The sequence below is a fragment of the Longibacter sp. genome (assembly GCF_051155795.1).
Taxonomy (GTDB): domain Bacteria; phylum Bacteroidota; class Rhodothermia; order Rhodothermales; family Salinibacteraceae; genus Longibacter.
This window is the reverse complement of sequence record NZ_DAXETW010000140.1, coordinates 1-8,865: the sequence shown is the minus strand read 5'-3', so window position 1 is coordinate 8,865 and position 8,865 is coordinate 1. Positions and strand designations below refer to the sequence as shown.

Here is an 8,865-nt window from a genome sequence, read left to right as displayed (position 1 = left end):
TGGCGATTGCCATCGCTATTTAGCGGGGCAAAGTCGCCCATCCACTGCCGGTCCCGGCGGTACATGACGCCTGCGCTGAGTCCATAGCCGTTCTGATGAACGATGCGTCGCTGCAGGATGCCGTAGGGTTGCCACATCTGTGCACCGACCGTCAGGTAGTACGGCCCACGTAGGCGCACCGTCGCATTCCCGTCGGTCGCGAACACGGGGGCTACGCCGAGTCCCAGCGAGACGGCTCCGCGATCTCCTGTGCGGACGCTGATTCCGAGGAGGTCTGCACCGTAGCGATAGGAGGCGTTGAGCGACGCGTCCGGGAGGTTTCGTTCGTCGGCCGTGCGGCGAGCAAAGTCCGGCGTGTACAGCGTCGCCGACTGAGAAGTCCCGGCTTCAAGCAAGGTGAGCCGCTTTTCCCGGTTCGTCTCGCGTGTGTCCGGGGCGAAAACGAGTCCCTCGCTCAGTGGCATGGCGGGGGCGCACCCGGTGGCCACGACCAAGATGATGAAGAGAAGCGGGTGGAAACAGAATCGGCCGCGCGGGGCCGGTGGGCGATGTCGGTTGGACAGCATGACAAATCACGAAATGTCACGGATCGGTGTTCGGGCGAGGGCGCGTCAACGCGAAAATCTATCTGCCGCCTACGTTTACCATGTATTGCTCGCTGACGGCCAGGGGTGAGACGATGCGTCGACCGACGGTCCGGTAGCGGACGGCAAGCCGGTTGCACGGGACAGATGACGCGCGTCCTCACACCTCCTTCACCCAAATTCCAGGGCCGTTGCTGGAACGCGGGAAACGTGTAACCGGCATTTCGGTACGTTGGAATCCAGCAAGCCGACGCCCGGCTCTGCAGCGTTTTTAGGTAAAGAAGAATCTGCAACCGAAGAAAAAGGGAGCTTACCTCCGATACCGGACGACAGGCCTCACCTCGTCGCCCTGATGCGGCATCCTTGCGATGCTGCTAGTGCGAGGCTTCTCGCCCTGCGAGAAGATAACAGTGGACGTCGAAAGGCTTCGGGCGGCTACCCACATTGTCAAAGAAGAGGTTCTTCTTCCCTGGCGCTGCACCCGGCGACGCTTGCTGCCTATGCCGACGCCCCGGCCCGGACCGAGCCCGCTGCTCGCGTTCGACCGGGGCGTTCCTGATTCGCCCGGTCCTCTGCACCCGCACCGATGCGGGGCCTCGTTCTGCTTTTTCGTCCCGATGATCCAGCTCACCGACATTTCCCTCTCGTTCGGGGGGACGCCCATTTTCCGCAACCTCTCCTGGACCATCACGCCGGAAGGGCACCGGATTGGCCTGATCGGCCCGAACGGGGCGGGCAAAACGACCCTTCTGAAGGTGATCTCCGGCGAGCAGCCGGTTCACGATGGTCGGGTCGAAACGGGTAAAACGAGCGTCGGCTACCTGGAGCAGGATATCCAGGAGTTGCCGCCGGAACGGTCGGTGCGTGAGGAAACGCTGCGCGCCTTCGACGACGTCCTCGACCTGGAGCGCAAGGAAGAACGGATCACGGAAGAACTTGCGGCCACGACAGACTACGAGAGCGACGCGTACCAGAAGCTGCTCGACCAGCTGCAGCGTGTTCAGGAGGCGCTGAATGCCCGGGAAGCCCACCGGATTCGCTCCCAGGCCGACGCCACCTTGACGGGGCTCGGCTTCGACCCGGACGACCTCGACCGTCCCATCCGCACCTTTTCCGGCGGGTGGCGCATGCGCGTCGCCCTGGCGAAGTTGCTTCTGCAGCGTCCCGACATTCTCCTGCTCGATGAGCCCACGAACCACCTCGACATCGACAGCATCGACTGGCTCGAGGGGTATCTAAAGAATTATCCCGGGAGCGTCATCATCGTGAGCCACGACCGGTATTTCCTGGACCGGATGGTGAACAAGACGGCGGAGCTGACGCGCGGTCAGGTCGACCTCTACGATGGAAACTACTCGTATTATCTGGAGGCGAGGGAAGAACGGCGCGAACAATGGCGCAATGCGTACGAGAACCAGCAGCGCCGCATCAAGGAGATCAAGGACTTCATCGCCAAGTTCCGGTATAACGCGTCCAAGGCCAGCCAGGTGCAGAGTCGCATCAAGAAGCTGGAGAAGATGGACCGGATTCCCGAGCCGCCGAGCGAGGATTCCACCATCTCCTTCCGCTTCCCGGAGCCGAGACGGTCCGGAGCGATCGTGCTCGACGTGTCCTCCTTTTCCAAAACCTACGAGTCCGAAGAGGGGCCTGTCGAGGTGTTCGATGATGCCGACCCGCTGACGATCGAGCGAGGGGACAAAATCGCGCTCGTCGGTCCGAACGGCGCTGGCAAGTCTACGCTGGCGCGGATTCTGGACGGAAGCGAGTCCTTTGAGGGGGAGCGGAGCCTCGGCCACAACGTCGACATGTCGTTCTTCGCCCAGCACCAGGCCGATGAACTGGAGTCGGGACAGACGGTCCTGGACGCCGTTCGGTCGGTTTCGCCCGGGACGCCCGAGACGGAGCTCCGAACGCTTCTCGGTACCTTCCTCTTTCGGGGCGATGACGTGTTTAAGGATGTCAGCGTCCTTTCCGGTGGCGAGCGGAGTCGCGTAGCTCTGGCGCGAACGCTTTTGTCGCCGGCAAATTTTCTCATCCTGGATGAGCCGACGAATCATCTCGACATTCAGTCGAAGCAGGTGCTCATCGAGGCGCTGCAGCAGTATGGCGGTACGTTCGTGATCGTGAGCCACGACCGGCACTTTCTGGACGAGGTCGTGGATAAGGTCTGGCGCGTCGGGCACGGGGAGGTCCGCGAGTTTCTTGGCAACTACACCGAGTATCGCTGGCAGGTCGAGGAAGGGTCGGCACGGGCGCTCAACGAGCCGGACGCCGCCTCCACGTCGAAGGAGGCATCCGCTGCCGCGTCGCAGGCATCGTCCCGGCGCAATGGCAAGAGCACGTCTGGGAAAACGTCATCGAGCGGGGCGTCCGATGCTACGCCGGACGATCCACTCGCCGGGCTGAACTCCTATCAGGTCAAGAAGAAGCTGGAGGAGACGGAAGCGGAGATTCTGGAGAAAGAGGAGAAGCAGGAAGCCATCGAGGAAAAGATGGCAGATCCGAACGCGTACGGCGAGAACGGACAGGCGCGCGAGCTGTCTCGCGAATACAATGCGCTAAAGAAGGACCTTGCTGCGTTGTACGACCAGTGGGAGATGCTCACCGATCGCGTGATGGCTATGGACGAGTAGGACCCACAGGCCGTGACGACCTGCCCGCAGGATGCGGCTTATGAGATCGCCCCGCCCCCGAATGAATTGCCGTTTCCGATGTATCGAATGCCTCGCTTCCGTCGCATCCCCCGCCTGGTTCGCCTCTTCCTCGTGGCTCTCGCGCTGTCGAGCGCCGGCGTCATGCCTGTGTCCGCACAAATCTTCGAATTGCCGCGCCCGGATACGTCTGACACGCGCTCGTTCGGCGTCTCCGTAGCCATGGCCGGCGATGTCGCCGTCGTTGGGGCGAGCGGCGAGAACGAATGCGGCACCAACTCCGGCGCGGCCTACGTCTACGAACGGGATTCGACCGACGGCGCATGGAGCCGGGCCGCGCGGCTGACCCCGAGCGAGTGCCGCGAGGGCGCCTTTTTCGGGGAAACGGTCGACGTCGATGGCAACCGGATCATCATCAGTGCGTCCAGCGAGTTCTTCGCTTCCCCCAAGTCGAATGCGGCATACATCTTTGAGCGGGATGCGACGGGAGATTGGGCCGAAGCCGCGCGCCTGACCGGTGCGGTCGGACGCGAGGAGGGGGCCTTCGCTGCAGACGTGGCGATTCAGGGCGACCGGGCGGTCGTAACCACCTCCGGCGACGTCGACGGCGCATACGGCGGGACCGTGTACGTTTTCGACTTCGATTCCGAAGGGGACTTCTGGCGGCGTACCGCGCGTCTTCGCGCCGAGCAAGGCGTCCAGCGCGGGGTCCTCGGCGGCGCGCTGGCGATTGACGATACACGGATTGCCGTGGCCGCTTCCACTTACTTCGGCCGGGAGCCCGGCTCCGTCTACATCTTCGAACAGTCCGAAAATGGAAGCTGGGAGGAGTCAGAAATCATCCCGAACATCGACGACTTCTTTATCTCGCTCTCCCTTCACGGCACCCGCCTGATCGTCGGTCAGTCGCGCGCGGGGCGCAAGGATTCAGGTATTGCGACCGTCTACGAGGATCTCGGGGCGACGTGGTCCAAGGTGGCGACCCTGCGGCCATCGACTCCGTACGAGTCCGGTGCGTTCGGTTCGACGGTGTCGATCCATGGCGACTGGGCTCTCGTGACCGGGTACGACGAACAGCTCGGGCAGGATTTCAACATCGACCGCGTGGTCTACGCCTTCCGCCGCGACGACAGCGCGTCCTGGCCCCAGCGGCGAATCATCGACATCGGCCGCGTTGCGTTCGGTGCCGCGATCGATCAGGACGGCACGGCCGCCATCATCAGTTCAGTACCCGAAACGGAGGCCGGCAGCGCCTACATCGTCCAGCTTCGATAGCTGCGGCGTCCGGTTCCGGAGCGTAGCAATAACACACGGGCAGTCGTGGAACGCGCCGGCGGAAAAAGTCGGCACCGCTGCGTACACTGTATCCGGACGGGCCTCGGCCCCGTCCGTGTATGCCCCGAAACGATGATTGCTGACGATCTCCACGCGATGCGTTCGGTTGCCGTTGCTGTTTTCGACACGGTCGGTGAGGCTGAACTCGCGCGTCTTCGCCTGCAAGACGCCGGTATCTCCTGCGTGATTTCCGGAACGGGCACGGCCGGTCTGCCAGCGGCCATGTTCTCCGGCGTCGCCGCACGCGTCCGAATAATGGTAGCGAAATCTGATGCCGAGGCGGCCCGTGCGGTGCTCGAGGCCGAGTAACGGGGGACCGTCGACATCATGAAACCATCATGAGCCGGCCCGGGTGGAAACCGGAACAGGAATTGCCGCTTCCATATTCCGCAGAACCTTCGTTGCAACGATAGAGCGTTTCCTGTCGGGTTCCTCGTCTCCCAGGCGTCGTTCCGATGCCGATGGAGGCGTCGGCTGGCGACCCGGCCCCCGTATGATTTCGTCCCCCTCCTCACAATTCCCGGAGCACATGGACCGGAAGGCTACTGTTCTTTCCATCTGCATCGCGGCTGTGCTGATGCTGGCGGGATGCTCCGGGTCGTCCAACACGCAGGCGCCGCCGGAAGCCGAATCCTCCCCGGTGACGCCGCCCCCGACGGTGACGGACAGCGGGCCCTCCTCGCCGGAGGCTCCGTCGGAACCACCGCCGGACGCGGTGACGCAGCTCATCCAGGATGCGCTCCGGTCGGACGGAAGCGTCTCGTACCGGGAGCTCATCGACCGGCTCGGTACGCCACGAAGCGTGAGCGTCGAACCGGTCGCGAACACCTACGACCCCAAAGTGGTCGACACCCTCCGGACGATGGCGTGGGCGGGAGTGGAAGCTCTTGTCTACGACGTGGCGAGTGAACCGCGGTCCTTCCTGATCCGGTTCTCGGTCCTCAGCGCGCAATATCAAACGCCGGAAGGGCTGCGCGTGGGCGATTCTCATTCCCGGGTTGTCGACCTGATCGGCAAGCCCACGGAGCGCAATAACGGGAGCAACGAGTGGGTCTATCAGGAGAGCGATGCGACGCCGACGGCGATGATTCTCTTCCTTAAGCGTGGAACCATCCAGCGGATCGACTGGGAGTTTTACTTCAGCTGATCCGACGATGGTGTTACCTCACCCGGTCGCATGGCGGCTCTTGGTGGGGAACGAGGGCTGTGGATATTGCGCACGGGTTACGAGAATCCACACCCGTTTCGAAACCCGCACCGGGGCCCGGGATTGGATCGGACGCAACCGCATTCAGGGTCGCGGAGCCGTTTTTGCGGTTCATCCAACCGTCCCGGCGGGGCCGTCGGGTGGTATCCTCGGATTCCGGCACGCGAAGCCCCTTTGCGTCACTCCCTTGATTCGTCCAGTCCCTCCCCCCATGGCAGATTCCTCCACACTCGCACGTTCTGAATCGAAGGGTGGGGTCCGCATGGTTGATGTCTCCAGCCAGCCCGACTCCGTTCGTACGGCCGTCGCGGCGGGACGGGTCGTCCTCGGGCCGGACGCGTTCGAGGCCGTGCGCGAACGAACGGTGCGTAAAGGCGATGTGCTGACGACCGCACAGATCGCCGGCATCCAGGGCTCGAAGCAGACGAGCAGCCTGATTCCGCTGTGCCACGACGTGCAGATCGACGGCGTCGAGATCGAGTTTGCCTTTGACGAGGAAGAACACGCGATCAACATCCGCGCGTTCACGAAGTCGGTCGGGCTTACCGGCGTCGAAATGGAGGCGCTCACGGCCGTCTCGATTGCGGGCCTTACGATCTACGACATGTGCAAGTCGATCACCCGAGACATTTACATCGACGACGTTCGCCTGCTCGCCAAGACCGGTGGGCAGAGCGGCAACTGGAAGAGCGACCGTCCCGAGCCGACGCCGGATCCTCAGGCCGAGCCCGGTGCACCTGCTGTCAATTGAAGAACGCGTCCGGCGCGGCGTATCCCGCCGGTCCGAGATCGGCTTCGGACACGACCGGGCGTCCCACCTCCCTGCGTAGCCACCGACTTCCATTTCCATGACGCCCCCACCGAACACGCCTGTGGCCGACGTTTCCCCCGACCGAATCGCAACCTTTTCGGCGTTTGCTTCGATGGGGTCGCTGAGCATCACTCAGGACCTCACGCACGCGGTTCTACGAAGCATCGGGGACATGGACGGCACCGACCCGGAGCTGGTTGCAGAGGAGACGCTCTGCCTGGTCGCGACGGCGACGGCGCGGGCGGCGGAAATTGGTCTGCAGGACGAGCCCGGCCACGCGCAGGCGATCCGGCAGACCCTGCTGAACCTGCCGTTCACGTACCGGGACTACCTCATCGGCCATGCCATGGTCGCCCAGGAGGACCCGGAGCTTTCCGGGATTGCGGAGGAGGTTCGCTCCCGCCTGTCGCGTAAGCAGGAGTTCTACACCACGCATCTGCCTCAGGGACAATTTCCCGGTCCACACGCCCTCAAGGACAAGATGGAGCTTTGGATGGGCCGTGTAAGCCCGCCGAAGCTGCCGGAGTCGCCGCAGGAGCGGCTTGAATCCCTGGGCCTGGTCGACCAGCTGCTGGCACACGTGAAGCTGGTCCTCGCATACGGCCGACGGGGAGAGATCCCAGGGGAAGGATGACAGAACCGACCGGGATGTCGGGCGTGCCGGTGCGAATCGTCCGCCCTTCAGGTCGTAAGAGATGCCGTGCTACTCTTTTTCCCGCACCCGCGACGTCGATTCCGCCGACTCATCCTCAGCCTCGGAAGGAGAATCGGTCGATGTGAGAAGGTCATCGTCCGTGTCGACGCCGCTCATTTCGCTCTCGAAGTCGTAGTCGTCGAGGAGTTCGGACGCGGACGACGAAAATACGTCCTCGATTTGCCGGACGGATAACTGCGTTTCTTCCACCTCTTCCATCAGCGTGTCGAGCTGAAAGGTGATCTCCTCCGGGTTCTGCATGGTCCACGACTCCTCGTGGATGTACTTGACGATGTCCTCGATGGTGCCCAGCTGTGCGCCGAGTACCTCGAGGTTTTCGTGGCCTTTCTTGAAGCGGGCGAGGCGCTGCTTCAGCACCTTCATGCGGCGCTGTTTGACGCGCCGAACCCGCTCGGAGTCATCGGCCATGTCGTCTTTCAGGTCGCGGATCTGCTGCAGCACCTGGCCCTCTGAAGCCCCATTCATCTGCCCGCGGTAGCGCTCGCGCTGGTGCAGCATCTGGAGATAGGACTCGATCAGCCCGTCGATCTTCTTTACGTGGCTGTCGAGGAGCCCCTGGGAGGCGTAGCTTAGTCCCTGGTAGTTCGTGCGGATCTCATCGCGGAGATCGCGGAGGCGTTTGACGCGCCGCTGGTCTTCCCGGCTCAGGCTGCGAAAGATCTCGTTCTTGGACGGGGCGCGGTTGCGTTCCGCCATCTTCTGTGAGCGGACATGGCGCCGGTAGCGCTCATTGCGGGGCATGATGCCCATGTATAGTAGCTCGCCGGCCATCACGAAAATTAGCGGCAGCCATGCCGGCACGGTCGTGACGCTGGCGATGCCGAGCGAGATGGCGATCCCGGCAACGATAAAGATCAGGTTGCCGCGGTGCAGGAACGCCTCACGCGTGTAGTTGATCGGTTCTCGGCTCATACCGTACAGCAGGGGTCAATCAGGAAGCTCCCGGGGGTCGAGGCGCGGGTGGGAGAAACCAGAGGGCGCCTCGGTGCACCCATGGTACGCAGCACGGCACGTCGTTGTTACCGCACACAAACCGTATTGGGTGGATGCAAGCGGCGGGCCGAAAGCTCACGCATCCCGCATCCGGCCAATGGTCTTGTCCGGCAGATCGCCGTCGGAGTTATCCTCTGCCGGCGCGTCGGAGGACGATGTCTCGTCTCCGGTCGGAGCGTCGCTCTGCCGGGGAGACGGGCTGGCATCCGCTGTCCGCGTCGGCTGCACCGATTCCTTGAACTGGCGCACGAGGTCTCGGGCCCGGGCTTCCCGCTCCGCCTCGGCCTGTTTGCGCTCGTAGGCGGCGACGTCATCTTCACCCACCGCGTCGCTCGACCGAGTCGCGGCGTCCTCGTCCATCGCGACTTCCAGACGTGCCTGCGACTTCGCAATTTCAGCGGATAGGGAGTCGACCACCGACTGCGTGTCGCGGAGCAGCGATGCGCCGGCGCGCTTCATCTTCTGGACAAGCGACGCCGTGTTCTGCTGGCGCTCAGATGTTCTCTTGAGCGCGCTCAAACGCTTCTTCATTCGAAGGCGCTTCTTTTCCGCCTCTTTGATTCTGTCAA

9 protein-coding genes are annotated in these 8,865 nt (G+C 63.3%); 6 read left to right on the top strand and 3 right to left on the bottom strand.

Going from position 1 to position 8,865, the window contains the following annotated elements:
- Positions 1-566, bottom strand: a 566-nt coding sequence (locus ACFCU0_RS13745) for a hypothetical protein (protein WP_434974253.1), incomplete at its 3' end; no start/stop codon positions are given.
- A 635-nt stretch (positions 567-1,201) separates the two neighbouring features.
- On the opposite strand from ACFCU0_RS13745, the gene ACFCU0_RS13740 reads away from it, so the two are divergent.
- The 6 genes from ACFCU0_RS13740 to ACFCU0_RS13715 all read left to right on the top strand — a co-directional run bounded on the left by ACFCU0_RS13740 (position 1,202) and on the right by ACFCU0_RS13715 (position 7,222).
- Entirely contained in the window at positions 1,202-3,217 is a 2,016-nt protein-coding gene (locus ACFCU0_RS13740; protein ID WP_434974252.1) for an ABC-F family ATP-binding cassette domain-containing protein, read from the top strand.
- An 87-nt stretch (positions 3,218-3,304) separates the two neighbouring features.
- Complete coding sequence (locus tag ACFCU0_RS13735) at positions 3,305-4,510, top strand: FG-GAP repeat protein (protein ID WP_434974251.1); 1,206 nt, start codon at positions 3,305-3,307, stop codon at positions 4,508-4,510.
- Between the two features lie 132 nt (positions 4,511-4,642).
- A complete protein-coding gene (locus ACFCU0_RS13730; RefSeq protein WP_434974250.1) occupies positions 4,643-4,879 on the top strand; it encodes a putative signal transducing protein in 237 nt (78 codons plus the stop codon).
- A 184-nt stretch (positions 4,880-5,063) separates the two neighbouring features.
- A complete protein-coding gene (locus ACFCU0_RS13725) occupies positions 5,064-5,717 on the top strand; it encodes a hypothetical protein (protein ID WP_434974249.1) in 654 nt (217 codons plus the stop codon).
- Between the two features lie 271 nt (positions 5,718-5,988).
- Entirely contained in the window at positions 5,989-6,528 is a 540-nt protein-coding gene (moaC, locus tag ACFCU0_RS13720) for a cyclic pyranopterin monophosphate synthase MoaC (protein ID WP_434974248.1), read from the top strand.
- 97 nt (positions 6,529-6,625) lie between these two features.
- Positions 6,626-7,222 (top strand): hypothetical protein, encoded by a 597-nt coding sequence (locus tag ACFCU0_RS13715; RefSeq protein ID WP_434974247.1) that lies wholly within the window; start codon positions 6,626-6,628, stop codon positions 7,220-7,222.
- Between the two features lie 69 nt (positions 7,223-7,291).
- Here the strand turns inward: ACFCU0_RS13715 and ACFCU0_RS13710 are convergent, their stop codons facing one another.
- Both ACFCU0_RS13710 and ACFCU0_RS13705 read right to left on the bottom strand, forming a co-directional pair.
- Positions 7,292-8,215: a hypothetical protein gene (locus ACFCU0_RS13710; RefSeq protein ID WP_434974246.1), complete on the bottom strand. Its 924-nt coding sequence runs from the start codon at positions 8,213-8,215 to the stop codon at positions 7,292-7,294.
- Between the two features lie 156 nt (positions 8,216-8,371).
- Positions 8,372-8,865: hypothetical protein (locus tag ACFCU0_RS13705; protein ID WP_434974245.1), on the bottom strand; the 494-nt coding region annotated here is incomplete at its 5' end.

Bases quoted from the DNA above. Each gene is read 5' to 3' on its own strand.
- ACFCU0_RS13740 (WP_434974252.1), top strand. From the start codon at position 1,202: ATGATCCAGCTCACCGACATTTCCCTCTCGTTCGGGGGGACGCCCATT.
- ACFCU0_RS13735 (WP_434974251.1), top strand. From the start codon at position 3,305: ATGCCTCGCTTCCGTCGCATCCCCCGCCTGGTTCGCCTCTTCCTCGTG.
- ACFCU0_RS13730 (WP_434974250.1), top strand. From the start codon at position 4,643: ATGATTGCTGACGATCTCCACGCGATGCGTTCGGTTGCCGTTGCTGTT.
- ACFCU0_RS13725 (WP_434974249.1), top strand. From the start codon at position 5,064: ATGATTTCGTCCCCCTCCTCACAATTCCCGGAGCACATGGACCGGAAG.
- moaC (WP_434974248.1), top strand. From the start codon at position 5,989: ATGGCAGATTCCTCCACACTCGCACGTTCTGAATCGAAGGGTGGGGTC.
- ACFCU0_RS13715 (WP_434974247.1), top strand. From the start codon at position 6,626: ATGACGCCCCCACCGAACACGCCTGTGGCCGACGTTTCCCCCGACCGA.
- ACFCU0_RS13710 (WP_434974246.1), bottom strand. From the start codon at position 8,215: ATGAGCCGAGAACCGATCAACTACACGCGTGAGGCGTTCCTGCACCGC.